21 protein-coding genes, 1 pseudogene and 1 riboswitch are annotated in these 20,779 nt (G+C 67.3%); of the genes and pseudogenes, 10 read left to right on the top strand and 12 right to left on the bottom strand.

Going from position 1 to position 20,779, the window contains the following annotated elements; translation table 11 throughout:
- Positions 1-37 precede the first annotated feature (37 nt).
- Together FH610_RS31740 and FH610_RS31745 are read left to right on the top strand one after the other, a co-directional pair.
- Complete coding sequence (locus tag FH610_RS31740; protein WP_139578902.1) at positions 38-493, top strand: MarR family winged helix-turn-helix transcriptional regulator; 456 nt, start codon at positions 38-40, stop codon at positions 491-493.
- Between the two features lie 759 nt (positions 494-1,252).
- Positions 1,253-2,743 carry a non-reducing end alpha-L-arabinofuranosidase family hydrolase gene (locus FH610_RS31745; protein WP_139578903.1) on the top strand — a complete coding sequence of 497 codons (1,491 nt, stop codon included), beginning with the start codon at positions 1,253-1,255 and terminating at the stop codon, positions 2,741-2,743.
- Between the two features lie 275 nt (positions 2,744-3,018).
- Here FH610_RS31745 and FH610_RS31750 read toward each other — a convergent pair whose 3' ends face one another.
- From FH610_RS31750 to FH610_RS31775, 6 genes are all read right to left on the bottom strand, one after another.
- Entirely contained in the window at positions 3,019-3,624 is a 606-nt protein-coding gene (locus tag FH610_RS31750) for a response regulator transcription factor (protein WP_139578904.1), read from the bottom strand.
- Complete coding sequence (locus tag FH610_RS31755; RefSeq protein ID WP_139578905.1) at positions 3,621-4,757, bottom strand: sensor histidine kinase; 1,137 nt, start codon at positions 4,755-4,757, stop codon at positions 3,621-3,623. Before FH610_RS31755 ends, FH610_RS31750 begins: the two co-directional genes overlap by 4 nt.
- A gap of 10 nt (positions 4,758-4,767) precedes the next feature.
- Entirely contained in the window at positions 4,768-5,541 is a 774-nt protein-coding gene (locus FH610_RS31760) for an ABC transporter permease (protein ID WP_139578906.1), read from the bottom strand.
- Positions 5,523-6,275: an ABC transporter permease gene (locus FH610_RS31765; protein WP_139578907.1), complete on the bottom strand. Its 753-nt coding sequence runs from the start codon at positions 6,273-6,275 to the stop codon at positions 5,523-5,525. The genes FH610_RS31760 and FH610_RS31765 overlap by 19 nt, the downstream gene beginning before the upstream one ends.
- Positions 6,268-7,218 (bottom strand): ABC transporter ATP-binding protein, encoded by a 951-nt coding sequence (locus FH610_RS31770; RefSeq protein ID WP_139578908.1) that lies wholly within the window; start codon positions 7,216-7,218, stop codon positions 6,268-6,270. Before FH610_RS31770 ends, FH610_RS31765 begins: the two co-directional genes overlap by 8 nt.
- 219 nt (positions 7,219-7,437) lie before the next feature.
- Positions 7,438-7,875: a MarR family winged helix-turn-helix transcriptional regulator gene (locus FH610_RS31775; RefSeq protein WP_161628123.1), complete on the bottom strand. Its 438-nt coding sequence runs from the start codon at positions 7,873-7,875 to the stop codon at positions 7,438-7,440.
- 128 nt (positions 7,876-8,003) lie between these two features.
- Here FH610_RS31775 and FH610_RS31780 point away from each other — a divergent pair, with 128 nt between their 5' ends.
- Both FH610_RS31780 and FH610_RS45740 read left to right on the top strand, forming a co-directional pair.
- Entirely contained in the window at positions 8,004-8,903 is a 900-nt protein-coding gene (locus FH610_RS31780) for a hypothetical protein (RefSeq protein WP_139578910.1), read from the top strand.
- A 428-nt stretch (positions 8,904-9,331) separates the two neighbouring features.
- Positions 9,332-9,520, top strand: coding sequence for a CGNR zinc finger domain-containing protein (locus tag FH610_RS45740; protein ID WP_205826212.1), 189 nt, complete (start codon positions 9,332-9,334; stop codon positions 9,518-9,520).
- Between the two features lie 81 nt (positions 9,521-9,601).
- Here the strand turns inward: FH610_RS45740 and FH610_RS31790 are convergent, their stop codons facing one another.
- On the bottom strand, positions 9,602-10,561 hold the full coding sequence (locus FH610_RS31790) for a cupin domain-containing protein (protein ID WP_139578911.1): 960 nt from the start codon (positions 10,559-10,561) through the stop codon (positions 9,602-9,604).
- Between the two features lie 119 nt (positions 10,562-10,680).
- Between FH610_RS31790 and FH610_RS31795 the strand changes: the two genes are divergently transcribed.
- Entirely contained in the window at positions 10,681-11,229 is a 549-nt protein-coding gene (locus FH610_RS31795; RefSeq protein ID WP_139578912.1) for a TetR/AcrR family transcriptional regulator, read from the top strand.
- A gap of 28 nt (positions 11,230-11,257) precedes the next feature.
- On the opposite strand, the gene FH610_RS31800 is transcribed toward FH610_RS31795, so the two are convergent.
- The 4 genes from FH610_RS31800 to FH610_RS31815 all read right to left on the bottom strand — a co-directional run bounded on the left by FH610_RS31800 (position 11,258) and on the right by FH610_RS31815 (position 13,940).
- Positions 11,258-11,773 carry a hypothetical protein gene (locus FH610_RS31800; RefSeq protein ID WP_139578913.1) on the bottom strand — a complete coding sequence of 172 codons (516 nt, stop codon included), beginning with the start codon at positions 11,771-11,773 and terminating at the stop codon, positions 11,258-11,260.
- A 23-nt stretch (positions 11,774-11,796) separates the two neighbouring features.
- Positions 11,797-12,360: a thioredoxin family protein gene (locus FH610_RS31805; RefSeq protein ID WP_139578914.1), complete on the bottom strand. Its 564-nt coding sequence runs from the start codon at positions 12,358-12,360 to the stop codon at positions 11,797-11,799.
- A 140-nt stretch (positions 12,361-12,500) separates the two neighbouring features.
- The gene (locus FH610_RS31810; RefSeq protein ID WP_139578915.1) at positions 12,501-13,568 is read right to left on the bottom strand and encodes a PDDEXK family nuclease; all 1,068 of its coding nucleotides are present in this window, start codon (positions 13,566-13,568) and stop codon (positions 12,501-12,503) included.
- A 180-nt stretch (positions 13,569-13,748) separates the two neighbouring features.
- A complete protein-coding gene (locus FH610_RS31815; RefSeq protein ID WP_240809321.1) occupies positions 13,749-13,940 on the bottom strand; it encodes an Imm51 family immunity protein in 192 nt (63 codons plus the stop codon).
- A gap of 448 nt (positions 13,941-14,388) precedes the next feature.
- Between FH610_RS31815 and FH610_RS31820 the strand changes: the two genes are divergently transcribed.
- Both FH610_RS31820 and FH610_RS31825 read left to right on the top strand, forming a co-directional pair.
- Positions 14,389-15,096, top strand: coding sequence for a DUF2637 domain-containing protein (locus tag FH610_RS31820; protein WP_139578916.1), 708 nt, complete (start codon positions 14,389-14,391; stop codon positions 15,094-15,096).
- Between the two features lie 404 nt (positions 15,097-15,500).
- Positions 15,501-15,636, top strand: a riboswitch (cyclic di-AMP (ydaO/yuaA leader).
- A gap of 12 nt (positions 15,637-15,648) precedes the next feature.
- Positions 15,649-16,302 carry a CHAP domain-containing protein gene (locus FH610_RS31825; RefSeq protein WP_139578917.1) on the top strand — a complete coding sequence of 218 codons (654 nt, stop codon included), beginning with the start codon at positions 15,649-15,651 and terminating at the stop codon, positions 16,300-16,302.
- Positions 16,303-16,453: 151 nt separating this feature from the next.
- Here FH610_RS31825 and FH610_RS31830 read toward each other — a convergent pair whose 3' ends face one another.
- Positions 16,454-19,156, bottom strand: a complete 2,703-nt coding sequence (locus tag FH610_RS31830) for a heavy metal translocating P-type ATPase (protein WP_139578918.1) — start codon at positions 19,154-19,156, stop codon at positions 16,454-16,456.
- Between the two features lie 433 nt (positions 19,157-19,589).
- Here FH610_RS31830 and FH610_RS31835 point away from each other — a divergent pair, with 433 nt between their 5' ends.
- From FH610_RS31835 to FH610_RS31845, 3 genes and pseudogenes are all read left to right on the top strand, one after another.
- Positions 19,590-19,844, top strand: a complete 255-nt coding sequence (locus FH610_RS31835) for an SHOCT domain-containing protein (RefSeq protein WP_139578919.1) — start codon at positions 19,590-19,592, stop codon at positions 19,842-19,844.
- A 191-nt stretch (positions 19,845-20,035) separates the two neighbouring features.
- Complete coding sequence (locus tag FH610_RS31840; protein ID WP_139578920.1) at positions 20,036-20,419, top strand: hypothetical protein; 384 nt, start codon at positions 20,036-20,038, stop codon at positions 20,417-20,419.
- Between the two features lie 68 nt (positions 20,420-20,487).
- Positions 20,488-20,779 (top strand): annotated as a pseudogene (locus FH610_RS31845) (twin-arginine translocation signal domain-containing protein); the annotation flags it as partial.

Here is a 20,779-nt window from a genome sequence, read left to right on the forward strand (position 1 = left end):
AACTATTATGCGCATAACTAAGTTGTCAAGGAGCTCCATGGACTTCGAGCACGCCGACGCTCTCAACCAGGCCATCCGCCTGCTGAGCCTGCGCCACCGGGCCAGGGCCGCGGCGCTACTGGCTCCACTCGGCCTGCATCCCGGGCAGGAGGCGCTCCTGCTCGAACTCGCCAGGACCGGCCCGATGATCCAGGCCCAGCTCGGCGAGGCGCTCGGCTGTGAGCCGCCCAGCGTCACGCTCATGACCCGCAAGCTCGAAGCCTCCGGCCACATCCGCCGCGCACCCGCCCCCTCCGACAGGCGCGCCAGCATCGTCGAGCTCACCGACAGCGGCAAAGCTCTGGTCGAGCAGATCAAGCAGCTATGGTGCGCTCTGGCGGAGGAGACCGTGGCCGGCCTGCCCGCCGAGACCGTGGCAGAGCTACCCGGCATCCTCACGGCGTTGACCGGCAACGTGGACACCAGGCGCCCCCGCCGGCCACACGGCAGCTGACGCCCTCCGGTCGCGGAATCGCGACGGGCCGGGTACGTCGACCAGGGCATGGCGTCGACTGGCGAACCGCGCGTTCGTTGAACGTTTCATCACAAGTCGTTGCGCGCACGGTGCGGGGCGGGCCGGTAACGCCAGGTGGGCGCGTTCCAGATGCTCGAAGTGCACCGGGCTCTCGATCTTCCTCTTGACGCGACCCGGTGATTCCTAGTTTGCTCCGCCATTACTACCGGAATCGACACCCGTGGGCGCGGCATCCCGTGCCGCGTACGTGTGTGAGCGCTAACACGCCCCGGCCCCGGAAGGAGGGTCTCCATGATCGGAGACGGTCCGCAGCTGCACGCCACCCCAGAGGCGTCCGGGCGTGGCCGGCACCGGGAGGGGGCGCGTTCTTGACGGGGCCTCGCCCGGTCGTCTTCGCTCCGTTGCACCACCTCCACGTAGTCGAGGGAGAGGAGCCCCGGATTTGCTCGTGATGTTAGCGCTAACAAATCCGCGATTGGCCGCGGTCCAGCTGACCCCCTCCATCGCCCCTGCCGGGGGCGAGGTCTCGAAGGATGCGGCGGGTCTGGAGCTCCGCACGCGAACGGCAGCGAACCAGCCGTACGGAAACGATTCGCGAGCCCGCCGACCTCCTGGCGGCAGGGTTGAGGAATTCGTCTCGATCGGCTGACTTGTCCCTGCCCGGCCCCGTGAGACCACTGCGGTTTGCCCAAGCGTGGCCCGCTTCGCCACGCCTTCACCCCCAAGGAGAACGAAACAATGGATTCACCCCCCATTCGTGTGACGAGCGGCCGGCATCGTTCGCCGGCCGGTGACGGCCTGCGTCTCGTGGCGGTCCTGGCCACGGTGCTGACGACGGTGCTGGCGGTCGCCGTGACGTGGTCGGCTCCGGCATCGGCGGCGGTGGCGCCGTTGGTGAGTGCGGCGTCGGGGCGGTGTCTGGACGTGGCGGGCAACACCGACGCGCTGGGCACGGGCCTGCAGATCTGGGACTGCAGCGGTCAGGCGAACCAGGCGTTCGAGTTCACCTCGGCGGGTGAGCTGCGGACGTTCAACGGCACGCGGTGCGTGGACGCGTACGGCCAGGGGACCTCGAACGGCACGAAGGTCGTGATCTGGTCCTGCAATGGGCAGAACAACCAGAAGTGGCAGCAGAACGCCGACGGCTCCATCAGGGGCGTACAGTCGGGGCTGTGCCTGGACGTGACCGGACTCGGCACGGCCAACGGGACCGCCGTCCAACTGTGGACCTGCAACGGGCAGACCAACCAGAAGTGGAGCATCTCCGGAGGCGGCCCGAGCTCGTCCCCGTCCCCGTCTCCGTCGGTGACGCCGACCGGCACGTGCGCTCTTCCGTCGACGTACCGCTGGACCTCGACGGGCGCGCTGGCGACCCCGAAGTCGGGGTGGGTCTCGCTCAAGGACTTCACCAACGTCGTCTACAACGGCAAGCACCTCGTCTACGCGACGACGCACGACACCGGGTCGGGCTGGGGTTCGATGGGCTTCAGCACGTTCACCAACTGGTCGGACATGGCCTCGGCCACCCAGACCAAGATGAACTCGGGCACCGTGGCGCCCACGCTGTTCTACTTCGCGCCCAAGAACATCTGGGTGCTGGCCTACCAGTGGGGCGGGACCGCGTTCTCCTACCGCACCTCCAGCGACCCCACCAACCCCAACGGCTGGGGGGCGCAGCAGACGCTGTCCACCGCGAGCATCTCCGGCTCGGGCACCGGGCCGATCGACCAGACGCTGATCGGTGACGGCCAGAACATGTACCTGTTCTTCGCCGGCGACAACGGCAAGATCTACCGGCAGAGCATGCCCATCGGCAACTTCCCCGGCAGCTTCGGCTCCAACTACACGACGGTCATGAGCGACTCGACCAACAACCTGTTCGAGGCGGTCGAGGTCTACAAGCTCCAGGGCCAGAACAAGTACCTCATGCTCGTCGAGGCGATCGGCTCGCAGGGCCGCTACTTCCGCTCGTTCACGGCCGACAGCCTGAGCGGGTCGTGGACGCCGAACGCCGCGACCGAGAGCAACCCCTTCGCCGGCAAGGCCAACAGCGGCGCCACGTGGACCAACGACATCAGCCACGGCGACCTGGTCCGCAACAACCCCGACCAGACCAAGACCGTCGACCCCTGCAACCTGCAGCTGCTCTACCAGGGCCGCAGCCCCAGCTCCGGCGGCGACTACGGCCTCCTGCCCTACCGCCCGGGTCTGCTGACCCTGCAGCACTGACGGCATCACACGGGTCCACCTCGGGGTGTCCCTGACGTTCGCCCCGAAGGCGCATGCCGAATCGGGTGAGCGCCATCACGGCACACGATCAGGACCAGGTGGACCTGGACCGGCGGGCTCGGCGCAAGGCCGAGCCCGCCACAGTCATGCGGACAGCCCAGATCATCCCGCTGTCCGAGTCGAACCGCCGACGAGCGACTGTGCCGCCTGGTCGCCCATCACTCCCGCACGGCCGACGAGGTTGGCTGGGCTTTGTGTGGTGTTGTCACCGGGGGTCACAGCCAGCCCGCGTCCTCGGCGATGCGGACGGCGTCGATCTTGTTGCGGGCGCCGGTCTTGGTGATCGCGCCGGTGAGGTAGTTGCGTACGGTGCCCGCCGACAGGTGCAGCCGGGCGGCGATCTCCTCGGCGGAGGCCCCTCGGGCGGCTTCGCGCAGGACTGTGGTCTCGCGTGGGGTGAGAGGGCTCTCTCCGTGCTCCATCGCCGAGGCCACCAGCTCCGCGTCCAGCACCCGCAGCCCGGCCGCCGTACGCCTGATCGCGTCGGCCAGGCGGTCGCCGGGCGCGTCCTTGACCAGGAACGCCTCGATGCCCACCGACAATGCCCGCCGCACCTGACCCGGCTGGCCCATCGCGGTCAGCACCAGGATGCGGCAGGAGGGGAGCACCTCCCTCAGCCGGGCGGCGGCGGTGATGCCGTCCAGCACGGGCAGGTCGATGTCGACGATCGCCACGTCCGGCCGCACCCGCAGCGCGGCGGGGACGATCTCGTCACCGCGCGTGACCTCGGACACCACCTCCAGGTCGGACTCCAGGCGCAGCAGGGCGATGAGCGCGGCCCGGATCATGTGCATGTCCTCGGCCAGGAGGACGCGGATCACGTGGGCACCTCCATCGTCAACCGGAATCCGCCCTCGGACGTGCGCCCGGCCTCAACCGTGCCCCCCACCTGTGCAGCACGCTCCACCAGCCCGACCAGCCCGCCTCCGACCAGCCCGCCACCGAAAGGCCCATCACCGACCGGGTCGGTAGCGGTCTGCGCGTCGTCAGGGGGGAGGCCGTTGTTGACGATCTCCAGACGGATGCGTCCCGCGCCGCTTGAGGTGGTGATCGAACAGGTGGTGGCGCGGCTGTGCCGCAGGATGTTCGTGACCCCCTCGCGCACGGCCCAGGCGAGGGCCTCGTCCGGCTCGCGGGGCGGGGTGATCTCGGCGAGGTTGACCTGGCAGCCGATTCCGGACGATTCCAGCAGCGCCGCGGCCCGGTGCACCTCACCGGCGAGCGACATCCGCCGGTAGCCGCGAGCCACCTGACGCACCTCCTGCGCGGCCTCCCTCGCCACCTGGACCAGCGTGCCGACCTCGGTCTTCGCGGCGGGCGGATCGCGGTCCATGAGCCGGGTGGCCAGGTCGCCCTTCAACACGATCGCGGTGAGGCTGTGGCCCAGCCCGTCGTGGAGGTCGCGGGAGATCCGCAACCGTTCCTTCAGCACCGCCGCCTCCGCCAGGTCGGCCCGCGCCTGCTCCAATTCGGTGGTGACCCGGACCAGGCGCACGATGACGTAGATCATGGCGCCGGTGATGACGATGGTGAGGGCGTAGAAGAACGAGCCGGTCACATTGTGGAAGATGCCCTGAAGCCACCAGAACTCCATCGTCGCCATCGTCATCACCAGGACGCCGCCCCAGCGCAGGGGGAGCAGCAGGAGCACCGGCCCGGCCAGGAGCGGCGCGGTCCCGGCCGACCAGCCGGTGAACCCGAGGGCCTCGGGCAGGTAGGCGACGACCACCTGCACCGCCAGTGTCGCGGGGAACCACCGGGATCGGGTGCCCGTGAACGCCTGCCGTACATGAACGAAGTGCGGCCAGTAGAAAGCGGTCAGCATCACGAGCAGCCGGGCGTTGGGCGACGCGGAGGCAGTCGCGAGGGAGGCCACGAGGGGGATGATCGTGTAGCCGACGGAGACCAGGACGATCAGCGCGATTCCGAGCCGCCGCGCGGAGGTGGAGTTCATGATCGGCCCATTATGACTTTCTGGACTCCCAGCGGAACCACCTCCTGATCGAGAGCAGCGCTACCCCCGCCCACACCGCCAGAACCAGAGCCGGTACGGCTGCCGCCGCCAGGTCGGAGCTGAGCGTTCCCGGCCCGTAGGAGGCGCGGACCGCGTCCACCACCGCGCTGGTGGGCAGGGCGGCGAAGAACGGGTGCAGCCAGGAGGGCAGCAAGTCGATGATCGAGCCCATCGCCCCGGACGCGAGGCCGGCCAGGAAGAAGAACGGCAGGGTCATGGGCGCCGCGAGCTCCCCGCGCGGGATCGCGGCCGTCCACGCCACCCCCAGCATCGCCATCACCGCGGAGCCCGCGACCGCGAACACCGCGAACAGCACCGGATTCCTCGGCAGCGGCACATCGGCCAGGAGGTGTACGGCCACGGCCGACACGATCATGAGAATGACCGTCTGCGTGACGGTGTTCGCGACCTCGCCGAGGAGGATCTGCCGGTCGGTGAGCCGGGTGGTGCGCAGCCGTTTGAGCAGGAGCTGGTCGCGGCGCATGGTCAGGGCGACGGTGATGTTCAGGAACGCGGTCCCCGACAGGATGAGCGCGAGCGTCCCTACGAACATCTGCGCCGCGGCCGTGACGCCGTCGGCCTGAACGTTGCGCATCAGCGCCGGCATCCCGATCGCCAGCCCCAGCGGGGTGATCACGGAGGCGGGCAGCATGCCCTTGTCGCGCCAGAACAGCCGGGCGCTCAGCTTGTAGGTGGCCGTGAGGCTCATCGGCGTGGGTCCCATCGGAAGAGGAAGCGGACGGCGACCAGGGCGAGGAGGGCCCAGACGGTCAGGTTCAGGACGGGCCCGGTCAGCGTCGCGAGCTCGCCGCCCCGGTAGGCGAGTCCGGCGATCTCGACCATCGCTCCGGTCGGCAGCAGGTCGAGTGCCCACTGGACCCAGCCGGGGAGGAGGCCGGTGACAAACGGCCCATATGCCCCGGCCCCGAGCGCGCCGGCCAGCATGAACGGGATCGTGGCGGGGGCGTTCAGATCGGGGCGGCGGGTCACGATCGAGAAGACGACGCCGACCAGCGCCAGCACCCCGGCCACCGCGACGACGCACGCCGCGAACAGCAGCGGCAGTTCGGGTGGCGGTAGGTAGGTGAGGGTGTAGAGGATCACCGAGACGAGGGCCGACAGGAGAGTCGCCTGCGTCACGATGTTGACCAGCTCGCCGCCGATGATGGCCCGCCCGCGCAGGCCCGAGGCGCGTAGCCGCTTGAGAACCAGCAGCTCCCGCCTGGTCGACAGCGTCACGGCCGTCTGCGTGGTCGCGACGATGGTCAGGACCATGGCGAGCATGCCGAGATGCATCCCGAGCACCACCTCCACGTTGCGGCTCCTGAGCGAGGCGGCGATCAGCAACGGCAGGCCCGCGCCCAGGCAGACGCTGAGCACCGCGATGCCGCCGACGACCCGCCCGTCGCCCCAGAACAGCCGCCCGCCCAGCCGCGCCACGGCCAGCACCTCACGCACGGGCGTCACCACTGCGGGCAGGACCGTCGCTTCGGGCGGGTGCGTCGTTTTGGGATATTTCGGTGTTCTGGGCCAGTTCCAGGAACAGGTCTTCCAGTGAGGCCGTCCGGACCTCCAGGCCGCGCAGGCGCAGGCCGCGTTCGCTCGCCCAGCCCAGCAGCGTCTGGGCGGCCAGGCCGGGATCGGCGGCCTGAACCATGGCGAGCCTGCCCCGCACGGTCGCGGGCAGCGGCAGCTCCCCGGGATGGATCACGGACGGCAGCTCGAACGAGACCCGCCCCACCCGCGCGGCCAGCGTCTCGGCCATGTCGCCGCCGACCGCGATCTCACCTCTGTCCATGATGGCCAGGTTCGTCGCCAGTTGCTGGGCCTCCTCCAGGTAGTGGGTGGTCAGCAGCACGGTCGTGCCCCGGGCGGCGAGATCGCGGACGACCTCCCAGATGTTGCGGCGGGCCTCGGGGTCCATGCCGGTTGTCGGCTCGTCCAGGAACAGCACGTCGGGCCGGCCCAGCAGGGCCAGCGCCAGGTCCAGGCGGCGTTTCTCACCGCCGGACAGCTGCCGCACCTTCGTCTTCGCCTTCGCCGTCAGGCCCGCCAACTCCAGCGCCTCGCTCGCGGGGCGCGCGGCGGGGGTGAAGTCACGCCAGATCTCGACCGTCTGCCCGGCCGTCAGGTCGGGGAAGAATCCGGCCTCCTGCAGCATGATGCCGACGTTGCCACGCACCTGGGCGCGGTCCCTGATCGGGTCGAGGCCCAGCACCCTCACCGAACCGGTGTCCGGCTTCTGGAACCCGGTGAGCAGCTCGAACGTCGTGGTCTTGCCCGCACCGTTGCGGCCGAGCAAGGCGAAGACCGTTCCCGCCTCGACCTCGAACGAAATGTCGTTGACCGCCTGGAATCTGCCGTAGCTCTTGCTGACGTGGTTCACCTGGATCGCTGTCACGCCTCGATCCTTCGCCAGGGGCGGCGGCGGAAACAGTGAGCAATTCACAACTTCGCGAGCGGGCCGAGTAGGCGGTCGGTCACCGCCTCTGCGTTCTCGATCTGGTGAAGACGGTGCCCTCGGCGCGGTCGTCCCTCCGACGCCGGGAGCACGTGACCGGGCGGACGCTCATCGCCGGCTTCGTGGCCTGCGTAGGCTTCGGCAACTTCGCGGCGATCGTCAGCGTTCTCGCAGTTTGTGGATCTCGTCGTCGAGGGCGTCCTCCACTCGCCCGAGGAACTCGGCGATGATGCGGAGGTCGCGTTCGTCGTAGTCGGTCATCAGATCCCTCCAGCTGCGCAGCAGCGGCAGGAACACTCCCGCGATACTGGGCCCGGCCTTTTCTGGCTGGAATTCGACGACGACCCGGCGGCGGTCGGCGGGGTCGCGGGTGCGTGCGACGAATCCCGCCGCCTCCAGCCGATCGATCACTGTGGTCACCGAGGCAGTCGTCAGGCCGGTGCGCCGGGCCAGCTCTCCGGCGGTCAGCGGCTCATATTGGAGCATCTGGATGCAGGCCATGTCGGTGCTGTTGACACCGATCACCCGTGCGGCCGCGTTCGCCATCTCTGCGCCGCGTTGGTTGGTGCGCCTGATCCGATTGGTGATCTCCGTCATGAGCTCAGCCCGTGCGCTTGACATGGCTCCCCTCGTCTCGATTTTCTAATATCTCGAAAATCTAGTAATCTGCCGTCGGTCTGCCGGCATCGTGCCGAAGGCGCCGGCCATCACCAGAAGGAAATGACATGTTCCAGTCGACACGGCGACGCGCACTGCTGGCCCTACCAGTGCTTGCCGCCACAGCGATCGTAACCGTGCCCGGCCCGGCACAGGCCCACGCGAAGCCGGCACAGCCGATCGGCGGGATCGCGAAGTACCTGGGTAAATGGAACTACGACCAGCCTGACCGTACGACGATGACGAACATCGCTGTGATAAAGCCGGGCACGATGGAGGCACCCCAGGTCGGCGACATCGTTTTCACCGCGCGTGACCGCGACACCGTGGTGGGACGCACCGACGTCGGGTGCACGTGGACGTTCAAGGCGGGGCCCGCCGGCCTTCACCTGGATCCGGCGACGCAGACCTGCCACAACCCGACCAGCAACGCGTGGTACACGATCAGCACGTGGACCGTCACGGTGAACGGCGATCACGAGAAGGAAACGATCAAGGCCGTAAGTCCCAATCCGGCCGGAAACTACGACTGGCAGCTGGACAGGGGCGCTCGTACGAAGACCAAGGAATACGACCCGCGAAGCGCCGCACGGTTCCCCGGCACCTGGCGATACGACGCAGCGGACCCGGCGACCAGGGCGAATATCCGCGTCACCCGATCCACCGGCTCAGACGGGAAACCGGTTGTGACACAGACCCCCGAACAGGGACTCCTCACGATCACTGGCGAGTATGACAACCGGATCACCGCTCGTACCGCCGACGGCTGCACCTGGACCCTGCTGACCCGGGGCAACACCGCACACCTCGATCCCGCCGTCCAGACCTGCGTGACGTCGGCGACCGCCGTCGTGACGCTCCGATACTGGTCCATCGCGAGTGACGGACGCCGCCTGGCGACCATAATCGCCGGTACGGACGCCAACGACGGCGAGTTCTACCTCAACGCGGGCCTGTCACCCGCATGATGATCGTCACGTAAATGGCACCGGCCGGCTTCCTCGGTTGAAGGCGCACCCGACAGGCGTCTTCCCGCTGGGTGCACCCGAGGCCGCCCTCCTTGGAGAAACCCTTCTCGTGCCACGCGCCCTACTCGAACGGGCCGCACGCCGGCAGATGAACCTTCCCATGACCGGCTGACCGGCTCGGCGCTTCGGAGACCTTGTCCGGTACCGCGCCGACGTCACGCGTCACGCGACAGTACAAGGGGTGTATCGCGGGCTGATCCATACCTTCGGACGGAGTGCCGGCACCGAGAGAGGCGCGTCTCAACGTTCAACTCGATCTCGGTCGGCACCGTTCGAAGGTTCGCCACGCAGGCCCGGATGTCCCACCTCCAGGCGTCGTACGTGTCGGCGACGCGGCGGCCATCGCCTCCGATGCGGCCCGCTCGGCGGTGCGGCCGCTCGGGGTTATCGACGAGCTGCGGATCCGTGAGTGCGGCCGCGAGGAGCGCACGCGCATCCTCGTCGGCCGCTCCCGCTCCGGCAATCGCCACTGGTGCGGACTAGAGGAGTGCGGCAACCGCGTCAAGGCGGCGTACCACCGCTCCCGCAAGAAGAGCAGGACGTCCTCGGTGGGGTGATCTGGCCTGGTCAGGCGCTGGCCGAGGTGCTGTGAGCATCCGCGCCCCCTCGGGCCCCTTGCGCCGGGACGGCGGCGCGGGTCATTCGTTCTCCTCGTAGACGACGTGGTAGCGGCGGGTGTAGCGGTTGAGTGCCGCCGGGTTGAAGCGGCCGCCTTGGCTCACCTCGGCGCGATGCTCGATGAGGGCCTCCACCACGCACTCCCAGCCGCCCGGCGAGGAGACCTGGATGACCTTGGGCGGCGGGGTGGAACCGGGGCGGATCGCGTGCGGGACACCGTGCGGCAGCAGGACGAACTGTCCCTTGCCGGCCCGGTGCGTCACACCGTCGAAGTCGATCTCCAGGACACCGTCGACCACGTAGATGCACTCGTCGGCGACATGGTGAGTGTGGCGCGGGACGGGCTGGGCGACGGTCACCTCCAGCAGGGAGATCAGGCTGTCGGTGTCCTCGCTGCGCGCCTTGATGCCGAACGCGGGCGGCACCGCGATGCGCCCGAGCCTCACCTGCCCCTGTCGCAGCACGTAGAACCGGCTCTTGTCGCCCCACTCGGCGGGGTCGTCCTGCCCGAGGTGGTAGCGCATGCCGTACGGCTTGCCCAGCTCGTTGATCTTCTGCCAGTCGCGCCGTCCGTCGGGGAGCATCAGCGCGTCGGCGTCGCCCGCCTCGCACACGTCCTCGACGTAGCGCTCCCAGCCGCCCGGCGCGGACAACTGCAGGGCGTGCACGGCGGAGCCGTCCGGCCCGAGGTTTCGCATGGCGTGCGTGACGCCGCGCGGGACCAGCGCGAACATCCCGGCGGTGAGGTGGTGGCCGGCTCCGTCGAACTCGATCCCCAGGTCGCCGTCCAGCACATACACCAGCTCGTCGAAGGTGTCGTGGACGTGGGCGGGGATGTGGCCGTCACCGCGGTTCTCAATCAGGGAGAACCGCCCCTCGGTATCGGCGGCCCCGGCCTTCACGCTCATCGACGGCGGAAGGGGCACGCGGGTGGGACGGGAGGCGCCCGCGTCCAGCAGGAAGAAGCGGTCCTTGAACATGAGAGATCCTTTGGAATCTGATTCGGAGTCCGTTTCCGTTTAAGCTAGGTGAGCGTCGGAAGCCCTGTCAACGCGGACTAGGGTGTGATCCGGAATCCGATTCCGCGAAAGGGGAGCACATGCCCAGGCCCCGCAGCGACGCCGAGCGCAACCGCGCCCGCCTCCTGGATGTCGCTGTCGACCTGTTCGCCGAGCACGGCGACCAGGTGCAGATGGGGGAGGTGGCAAGGGCCGCGCAGGTCGGCGTCGGCACCCTCTACCGGCACTTCCCGACCCGACAGGCCCTGGTCGAGGCGGTCGCCGAGCAGCGCTTCAGCGAGATCCTCGCCTTCGCCGAGAGCGAGTGCCTGCCCAACCCCGACACCCGGGCGGCGCTGACCTGCTTTCTGACCCATGTGGCCCAGATGCATCAGACGGGCCGCGGCCTTTCCGGGGCGATCGAGGCGACGTTCGGCTCCACCGCCCCGCGCGGGCCTCTGGCCACCGAGTTGCTGGCCATCGGGGACACGCTGATCAGACGCGGACACGCCGACGGCACCGTCCGCGCCGACATCACGGTGGACGATCTCTACATGCTGGTCGGCGCGCTGGCGATGATCAGCCGAGGCGATGTCGGCGACTGGCGGCGGTTCATCGACATCACCCTGGACGGCATCGCACCACGCTGAGGCGACTCAGCGTCGCCAGCTTCTCCGATCAGGCCGGCTGTCGGCGCTGGTCACTGGCATCGTTTCGTGATTCTAGGACGATGACGCGGTCGCGTACGGGAGCCAGACAGTTGGATGGACTGCACGCCCCATAGGTGAACACCACCTCAGCACGTCCATTTCCAGCTCGGCGCACAGGGACCGCGATGGTTACGGGACCGTCCGGGTAGACCGGCAGGTCCACGTCCAGCTCTTCGATCCGTAAGTCGCTCACGGGCACGTTTGCGGTCGGCCTGCCGGCCGCGCGTAGGCTGCCGTCCACGGTCACTGAAGTGGGCACACCGAGGCCGTTCACGCCTTCCGGTGGTAGATCCATGCTGTACAGGTGGTAGCCGGTCTTCTGCGGAGTGAATATCGCTTGCACCTGCCCGGTTCCGTCCGGCCTGGTAGTCAGCGCCGCCACGACGGTGACCCCGCTCTCATCCAGACGACCCGACAGTTCGGCAGACGGGCTGCTCGCGCCGGCTCCGACACACCCTTGGGCGAGTGACGCGATGGCCACCATGACCAGCAGAACGCGGTGCGCCGTCAACTCTTGGACGCCCAGCGAGTCAGGAACGCGTTGACCTGATGGCTGTTCATGGTGCGTGCGTTGGCGAACGAGCCGTCATTCGTGTGCACGAGAACCCTGCCGCCGGGTGCCAGCACCACCAGCGCCGGAATGCCGCTCGTCTCCAACTTCACGTACTTCGCGGCGAAGTCGAGGTTGCGGTCGAACTCGCCGACATCCACGGCTACCAGGTGGTAGTTGCGCTGAAGTAGCGGCTTCGTTTGTTTCGACTGGAACAGCTTGTCGAGCACCTTGCAGTCGGGACACCAGTCGGCGCCAAAATCGATCAGGACCTTCTTGCCGTCGGATGCGGCCAGTGTGAGAGCCGTTTTCAGGTCCGCGGCCGGATCCCGCGCTGGGTCGTAGTGGTCCGGGATCGTGTCCGCGGCAGCAGCCGACGGCGTAGGAGTCGCCGACGATGAAGAAGCCGAGGAAGAGGTGGCGGGCGCCGAGGCAGTCGCCGTTGACGTGTCCTTGTTGGCGCATCCCGTTAAGAGCAGTGCGATACCGATGGCGGCCGCGGGGCCAATTCGTCGCAGCATCAACCGGTCCTCATCACAGCGATCAGGCGCACGAGAGTAGCGTACGGCGGCACGGCATCGCGATCCCTGCTGCTCATACCGCTGTTCGGCAGAACACCCTAGCCCAGGGGCCAAGCGGGCTCTCTTGCCGCTGATCGCGCCTAGGCATTTTTGCGATTGGCGGATTCTTCGTAGGCACTCCTCAGGAGCGCGAGCACCTCGTCGCTAATGTCGCACTTCAGGTAGTTGTTCTGACCGATTTGGCCGGGAAGACGTTCGTCCAGGCGAGCCAGTGTGTTCGGCGCCTCGGCTTGGATGACAGTGCGTTGCGGGCTGACATAGGCGCCTCCGTCATTCCAGATCATGAACATCCCACGGCTCTGACCGGGAAGACGCGGATTGAGGATCCAGCGGCCCTTGCCCACCGTGGTGAAGAGGGTGGCCAGACCGTCTGACTGCAATCGCTCTGCCCAGTCACACAGCTGGCGTAGCAGTTCGCGATGGGAGGGATCGGCGCTGTCGATGCTGTCACGGAAGGAAGCCGATCCCGAAGTGGGCTTGGCCTCCCGCCGCATCCTCGAGGGCGAAACCGAGGCCGCCAAAGCGCGCTCCGGCTCGACCAGCTGCGGGACGAGCACCTGGCTGCCACGCACGTCGTAGGCCATCACTGTCACCAAATCGATATCCAGGCGATCGTTGGTGACAGTCTGCAGATAGCCGGCGAGCTCGATCAAGACGGTCGGCGCGGCGTCGAGGACCACAACGCAGCGGGCATTCCCTTTCTCGAATTCCTCAGTCATGCCGTTGCGAAAGGTCTCGATGTCGAACGACCCATCACCGACCTCCGCAGCCACCGCGTCGGCGACAGTCGCGTGCCCACGTACGGTCACATGAGGCTCCAGCAGCTCTTCGAACGCGGTCGCCGACAGCCGGTATATATAGGACGCGTATCCGAGAACCTGCGCGAAGACGGTTCTCCGATCCGAATTGGCAGCGAGTTTCACCTCGATGACCACTGGTCGCCCGCTGTCGGCGTCCACGGCCACGAGATCGGCGTAGCCATTGCCGAGCTGTACCTCCCGACCCAGGATCACCAGTCGTGGCTGACCGGGAAGCGGCAGCATCGCGGGAGCGCGTTCGATACTGCTGTGAAGCGCCTGCTCGTTCGCGTACGGCTGCGCAGGAAGAGCTACCAGCCCATTCCCTTCGTCATGCCAAATGCCCGTCACCGATGCTCCCTTGTCCGCTACCCGTCACCGCTGACCGCAATGGTGCAGGTACCAATGCCATCCGGCAACGTCCTTACATGCGGCTGTCGCTCGGCCTACTGCATGCGCAAAGGTCATACGCCGGATCGAGCGCGCGCGGGCGCCAGCGGGCTTTCCGCCCGCTGCTCAGCAGCAGGCGGATCAATCGTCAAACTCGAAACCGTCCGCCTCGGCGGTGGCGACGAGCCGCCGCATGCGGTCGGCGTCTGTCGCGATGGCCGCCATCAGGGTGCCCAGCTCCTCCAGCGTGCCGAGGTCTCTTCCGTACGCGCAGAACATGCCGCCTTCGGGGTCGTAGGAGAACCGGCTGCCAACGTCTGCGAGCCGGTTCACCGAGCTGGAGTGCGAGCGCCGGATCAAGGCGGAGGAGCTTGCCGATGCCGAGGGGTGTCCGCTCGCGCGTGACCACCAAGCCGGCCTGCTTCACAGGATCCCCATGCTCCAGACGAAGCTCGCTGAGCTGCCCGAAGAGCTCCAGCGTGAGCTGTTCACAGCCTTCCGCCTGGAGATCCGCCATGACGCCGGCCTTGGGGTGGCGTTGATCCGAATCACCCCCACGAGACTCTCGAAGGAGTCGCGGCGAGGGCGGAAGAACTTCCCGGAAAACGAGAACAGGCGCCTGTGCCGAAGATTTGGTGAGTGCCCCCGGCAAGGGACCCAGAAGTAGGGAAACGGGCGGGACCCCGTCTGACGAGGTAGTTCGCGCTCGACAGCTCACAGTCGAGGCGGTCAGGCCTCTCCCCAAGCGTCGTGTCCGCACGCTTCGAGCCGTGGCGGAGGGATGAACTCGATGACGTCGTCCTCCAACCGCTGGATCCGGCGGACGTCGACGGGCAGCGTGCTGTTGGTCGCTTCGATCGCCGCGGTCGTCTCGTTCCGTCACATGCATGAGCTGGCGCTCGCGCACGGCGAGAGCCCGCTGACCGCTGCACTCATACCGCTATCCGTGGACGGTACGGTCATCAGCTCGTCCATGGCGCTGTTGCTGGAGAGCCGGTACGGCCGGAGGGGCGGGGTCCTCCCATGGACCCTGCTGATCACCGCGAGCCTCGCATCGCTGGCCGCGAACGTCGCCGTCGCCGAACCCACTCTGATCGGCCGCGTGATAGCAGCCTGGCCGTCCTTCGCCCTGGTCGGTGCGTACGAGATTCTCACGCGGCAGATCCGGCACGCTTACCTCCACCATGAGGAGACGATTGGAGCTGTTGCTGCCGATCCGGCCGCCCTCGGTGACGACAGTCCGGTATCCGCGAGCCGTGAAGATCCTGCTAAAGACGCGCTCCTCGGACCGCGCGAGGGACGAGAGGTTCAGAGAGCAGCCTGGATATGGGCACTGGCGAACAGAGGCCCGAATGGGTCGTTGCCCAGCGGTAAGGTCATCTCTCAGAAGTTTGGGCGCAGCTCTCGCTGGGGCCGTCTCGTGAAAAGCGCCGGACTCAGCGGTCAGCTGGATCGTGCCTGCATCTCAGGGCCACTTCAGAGTCGTTAGCCCGCCACGGTCGCATCAGAGCCAGAAGCATCAGCGTCATGGTCCCGTACCTCGGCGAGTTGGCGCAAGTGAACGACTATCTCCCGAGCACTAGGACCTGTAGTAGATCTTTTCGGGTTGCGCTGAGACGTCACTGATGGCGCTGTGGCGGGGGTGGCGGCAGGGGAGTGAACACTGCTTTCTTGCGCGGACCGGCGAGGGCCGCACACGCATCGGTTCTGCTCAAGATCTCCCCTTTGCCCATGTCCAGTCGGAGAGCCACAGCCTGCCCTATATAGGATCATTTGGGCGATTTGTTACCTGTTGACCGGTTTGGTGTTGTCTACTACCTTCTGTAGGACACGGGTGACACCGCAACGAGTGCGTCCGTCCCACACCATCGACCGACCGCCCCGACCTGGGCGGCCGTCCGACCGCTGAGTCCGCAGTCGCGCGGAGCCGGGGACCCACCTCTCCTGGGGTGAATCGGCATGCATGCCGTAGGGCGACTTCCACGCCCGAACCCGTCAGCTAACCCGGTAGGCGGCATGGAAGCAAGGGAGTAGAGCCCCCATGACCCAAGCCCGCAAGACCGGTCTTCGTGCTGCCCTGATTACCGGAGCGCTGGCAGGCGTAATCGGCACCGGGACTGTAGCTGCGAATGCACAGGGTGTTCCCGCCGACGCAGGACAGCACGGCACCAATCTCCAGGAGGTTGCCGCCAAGCTGCCCAAGGTGAGCGCGCAACAACTGCTCGACCTGGCCCGCCAGCAGGTCGGCATCACCGAGAACAGCAGCGGCGGCGGTACCAAGTTTCAGAAGTGGTACCTGTCCTCGCCGCGGGCGAGCGAGACCGTGGCACGCGACGGCGGCGCTGTCGGAGATTACGCCAACGCTCCTTGGTGCGACATGTTCGTGTCCTGGGTGGGCGGCCAGCTCGGCATCGGTCCCGTCCTCGGTTCCGATGCATGGACCGTCGAGCACGCTCGATGGTTCAAGAACCACAACCGCTGGGGTGACGTCCCCAAGCCCGGGGCCGTGGTGTTCTTCTCCTTCAAGGGAGACAAGAGGGTCGACGGGATCGAGCATGTGGGCTTCGTCGTCAAGGACAACGGCGACGGCACCATCCAGACGATTGAAGGCAACGCCGGGCCAGGCAGGGTCGAAGTCCGGACCCGCCCGGGGTGGCAGGTGACGGGGTACGGCTACCCCCTTTACACCGCCTGATCGCACTCTCGGATATGACCAAGTCACCCGGCCGGGGGAGGTACCTTCCCGGCCGGGTGACTGCCGTTTTTGTCCCGTACGTCCCTGTAGCTTTTGGGGTGGGTTGGTCAGCCCGCCGAGCACTGAAGCGAGCACGGCTTGGCGGGCCCTGTCAGCCGGCCAGCGGTGGCAGAGAGACGCCCGCCTTCGCCCTGAATGCGTCCCTGCAGTGCGTGGAGCAGAACCAGTAGGTGGAGCCGTCGTGCTGGACGGATGCGGCCGCCGTCGCAGGATCGACCGTCATACCGCAGACGGGGTCCACGGTCGCCGGTTGCGCTTCGGCCGCCGGTTCGGCTCCTGTCTGGACGGAGACAGGGAGATCGGCGGGAACCGGCGGGGCGAGCGGGAGGGGCGGTGGTGTGAAGCGGCGCAGTCGGTTCGCATTGCCCACCACTGACAAAGAAGACAGAGCCATGGCGGCGGCGGCGATGACGGGGCTGAGCCGGATCCCCAGGAACGGATAGAGGACGCCGGCCGCGATCGGAATGCCGACGACGTTGTAGACGAAGGCCAGGAACAGATTCTGCCGGATGTTGCGCATCGTGCCCCGGGACAGGCGTACAGCGGTGACGATCCCGCCGAGCGCCCCGGAGATGAGCGTGATGTCGGAGGCCTCGATCGCGACGTCGGTGCCCGTGCCGATGGCGAATCCGACGTCAGCCTGGGCGAGGGCAGGCGCGTCGTTGATGCCGTCGCCCACCATGCCCACGCGGAGGCCTTCACGCTGCAACCCAGCGATCTCCGATGCCTTGTGCTCGGGCAGCACCTCGGCCAGGACACGGGTGATGCCGACCTGCCGTGCGATCGCTTCGGCGGTGCGCGGGTTGTCACCGGTGATCATCACGACCTGAAGTCCGAGGTTCTGGAGAGCGGAGACAGCGTCGCGGGAGTCGTTTTTCACGGTGTCCGCCACTGCTACCACCCCCGTGGCCTCTTCGTCGACAGCTACCATGATCGGTGTACGGCCTGCCCGGGCGAGGCGATTGACCGTCTCTTCCAGTTCCGAGATATCTATGTCCGAAGCGGTCAGCAGGCGGCGGCCGCCCACTCGCACCTGGTGTCCCTCGACGACCGCGGTGATTCCTTTGCCTGTGACCGAGTCGAACTCGGACGGATTGGTCAGCCGCAGGCCCCGCTTGATCGCGCCGCGCACCACCGCCTGGCCGAGCGGATGCTCGGAGGACTGCTCAGCCGAGGCCGCCAGGCGCAGCAGTTTCTCGGCCGATCGGTCGCCGGTCGGTACGACGTCCGTGAGCTCTGGCTGGCCGCGCGTGATGGTGCCGGTCTTGTCCAGGACGATCGTGTTCAGCTTGTGCGCGGTCTCGAGTGCTTCGGCGTCGCGGATGAGGATGCCTGCCTCGGCTCCCCTGCCCGTCCCAACCATGATTGACAGGGGAGTGGCCAGGCCGAGCGCGCAAGGGCAGGCGATGATCAGCACGGCGACGCCCGCGACCAGCGCCGGCGTGAAGGCCGGGGCCGGGCCGGCGACGAACCACACCGTGAACGTGGCGATGGCGATGGTGATGACTGCGGGCACGAAATAACTCGAGACCAGGTCGGCCAAGCGCTGGATCGGGGCCCTTGACGCCTGAGCGGCCTGCACCAAGCGGATGATCTGAGCCAGCACCGTCTCGCTGCCGACCTTCTCCGCACGGAAGGTGAACGCTCCCGTCTGGTTGACGGTCGCCCCGACCACCTGGTCTCCGGGGCCCTTCTCCACAGGGATCGACTCGCCCGTAACCATCGATTCGTCCAGCGTCGAGCGTCCATCAATGATCAACCCGTCCACCGGGATCTTCTCACCGGGCCGTACGCTCACCACGTCACCCGGCACCACCCGATCGACCGGGATCTCGACTTCGGCGCCATCACGTCGCACCCGGGCGGTCCTGGCCTGTAGACCGATGAGCTTGCGGATGGCCTCTCCTGTACCCGCCTTCGCTCGGGACTCCAACAGACGGCCGAGCAGGATGAGGGTCAGGATGACCCCGACGGCCTCGAAGTAGACGTCGCGGAGATTCTTCGGCAGCAACTCGGGGAAGGCGGTCACGAGCAGGCTGTAGCCGTAGGCGGCAGTCGTTCCAAGCGCGATCAGGCTGTTCATCTCTGCCGACCGGTGGCGCAGGCTCAGCCAGCCGACCCGATGGATTGGCCAGCCGCTGTAGAACATGACCGGCGTGATCAGAGTGAGTTGCACCCAACGGCTCAGCAGGAGATCGGGCACCCAGGTGGCGCCGAAGAACTCGTGGGCCATCACGGCCAGGGCCGCCGGAAAGGTCAGCAGCGCCCCTATGAGGACTCGTCGGGACAGGTCGCGAATCTCGGCTCGCCGTTCCGCGGCTTCGACGTCCTCGCTCCGGTCGTCCTGTCGCTCCGCTGCTTTCGTCGCTGCCGGCCGACTCTCTTCGGGTGATTGTCTGTCAGCTGTCGCGGTGACCTGCCCGTTCGCCGGTTCGACGACCAGACGGCCGCGCACCATGTTCATGCCGCAGGCGAAGCCGTACTCACCGCTGTGCGCCGGGATCAGCTCGACGACGGTTCGCTGGAAGGCCGGAAGCGACTGGTTGAGTCCGAAATCGGGGAAGACCACGTGTGAGGTGCACTCTCCGCTTTCCTGCCGGTCGAATACCAGGCGCAGGGGGACGCCTTGGCGCACCCGTATCACGTCAGGCGAGTATCCGCCCTTGACGGTCACCTCCACCTCTTGCTTTCCGCCGCTGAGCGTGGCGAGGCCTGCCTTTCTTGGGGCGAAGAAGAACCACAGGAGGAAGCTGATCAACGCTACGGCTAGGAGGATGACCACCAGGTCAGCCATGATGGATCACATACCTCTCCTAGGGGCGATAGGACTCACCAGCGCCAGAGTCGCACCTGCTGCCAAAGGGGTCATCATCCGAAAGAGCCGAGAACGTGGGACCTATGGCCCTATCTGTGAGGTCCTCAGGGGCGCGGGGGTGATGTAGGCGTTCCAAGGACCCACTGGAGGACCGCGGGAACGGCGGGAGGGACCAGGACGACCGGCCGGCCCAGAGCGATCAGCGCGCACCGGGCCGAAGCGAAATGTGATCAGTGGCCAGGCCAAAGGCCACCGGAGGTGCGTCGGTCGCCGCCGTGATCGTGGGTTTTCGGCGGATGACCTATGCCCGCCTGATGAGGGACCTTTGGCGTCTCCTCGACGGCACCGGGAGGTACATGCTCAAAGGGTCGGCTGTACCGCAGGTTCTGGCCGATCAAGCGAGGTGATCGAGATGATGTACTGGAACGGAATGAACGGCTGGGGCTACGCCCTGATGATGGTCGGCAACGTGCTCTTCTGGGCAGCGGTGGTCGTCGGCATCGTGCTGCTCGTCCGCTACGTCGGGCGTTCGTCTCCGTCTCCCATGGAGCCCCGCCTCCCGTCCGCCGAGGAGTTGCTGGCGCAACGCTACGCCCGAGGCGAGATCGACAGCGAGGAGTATCGGGCCCGTCTCGACATGCTGCGGGGCTCTCGAGCGGATGCCTGAGACGTAGGGGCGCGGGACCGCACAGCCACACCAACCGGTGGGGGGAATCCACTGGAGAACAGTGCTGGCGGGGGGACAGAAGAGCGTTGGACGGCTCGCCTTGGCGGCTACTATTGCCGATAAGAGATGCGACTCAGCGCCTGGAGGCGATGGTGGCGGCCCGAGGACCGGCGGCGGCACTTCTCCGTGCGTTGCTGCTGGCGATCCTCGTGACGGGCATCGCGTTCATGCACACTCTGGGGCATGAGCACGACGACCGTGCCGAGATGCCGACATCGTCGATGGTCTCAGCGCACACCGTCGGCGAAATGCCTGGTACCGCTCATCACAGCTCTGCGATCAGTGAGTCGTCTTCATCCAATGCCGGCGGTTCCCATGCGCCCCTCGACCCGAGCACGATGTGCCTCGCGATCCTGGTAGCGCTGGGCTTGGCCCTTGGGCTGCCACTGCTTCTGCACCGCGTCGGCGCCGAGGAGTCGAGCGGGCTCCGACGGCTGTCGATCCGCAGGTGGGCCGTCCCTGACGTGCCTTCTCTGTCCGTCATCCTCACTCGTGTGGTCGTTCTTCGGAACTGATGGTTGTCACGCAGGTGCCTCGCACCGTGCGTTACGGCTCCACCAATACGACTCACGTGAGGTTTCGCATGTCTTCGCTCGATCGACGTTCTTTTCTGCGCGGTGGCCTGCTGGTCGCCGCCGGCGCCGCTGTTTCCGCCTGCAGTGGCAAGGCAGCCAGCACGACCGGTAATGCTCCGACCTTCGTCGGGCCCTCGGCCGAGCAGGTGCGGGCCGCGGAAGCGGCACGCCATCCCGGCGCGGTCCGTGACGTCGTCCTGACCGCTCAGCGAGCACTGGTGGACCTGGGCGGGAAGGTGGTCGACACCTGGTCCTACGACGGCCGCGTTCCCGGTGCTCAGATCCGCGTCAAAGCGGGGG

This window comes from Microbispora catharanthi, from assembly GCF_006334915.2.
Lineage (GTDB): Bacteria > Actinomycetota > Actinomycetes > Streptosporangiales > Streptosporangiaceae > Microbispora > Microbispora catharanthi.

Coding starts and splice junctions, on each gene's coding strand:
- FH610_RS31805 (WP_139578914.1), bottom strand. CDS start 12,360: ATGCTGCGACGAATTGGCCCCGCGGCCGCCATCGGTATCGCACTGCTC.
- FH610_RS31835 (WP_139578919.1), top strand. CDS start 19,590: ATGATGTACTGGAACGGAATGAACGGCTGGGGCTACGCCCTGATGATG.
- FH610_RS31790 (WP_139578911.1), bottom strand. CDS start 10,561: ATGTTCAAGGACCGCTTCTTCCTGCTGGACGCGGGCGCCTCCCGTCCC.
- FH610_RS31760 (WP_139578906.1), bottom strand. CDS start 5,541: ATGGGACCCACGCCGATGAGCCTCACGGCCACCTACAAGCTGAGCGCC.
- FH610_RS31820 (WP_139578916.1), top strand. CDS start 14,389: ATGAACTCGATGACGTCGTCCTCCAACCGCTGGATCCGGCGGACGTCG.
- FH610_RS31775 (WP_161628123.1), bottom strand. CDS start 7,875: ATGACGGAGATCACCAATCGGATCAGGCGCACCAACCAACGCGGCGCA.
- FH610_RS31740 (WP_139578902.1), top strand. CDS start 38: ATGGACTTCGAGCACGCCGACGCTCTCAACCAGGCCATCCGCCTGCTG.
- FH610_RS31795 (WP_139578912.1), top strand. CDS start 10,681: ATGCCCAGGCCCCGCAGCGACGCCGAGCGCAACCGCGCCCGCCTCCTG.
- FH610_RS31745 (WP_139578903.1), top strand. CDS start 1,253: ATGGATTCACCCCCCATTCGTGTGACGAGCGGCCGGCATCGTTCGCCG.
- FH610_RS31780 (WP_139578910.1), top strand. CDS start 8,004: ATGTTCCAGTCGACACGGCGACGCGCACTGCTGGCCCTACCAGTGCTT.
- FH610_RS31800 (WP_139578913.1), bottom strand. CDS start 11,773: ATGGTGGCCATCGCGTCACTCGCCCAAGGGTGTGTCGGAGCCGGCGCG.
- FH610_RS31825 (WP_139578917.1), top strand. CDS start 15,649: ATGACCCAAGCCCGCAAGACCGGTCTTCGTGCTGCCCTGATTACCGGA.
- FH610_RS31755 (WP_139578905.1), bottom strand. CDS start 4,757: ATGAACTCCACCTCCGCGCGGCGGCTCGGAATCGCGCTGATCGTCCTG.
- FH610_RS31830 (WP_139578918.1), bottom strand. CDS start 19,156: ATGGCTGACCTGGTGGTCATCCTCCTAGCCGTAGCGTTGATCAGCTTC.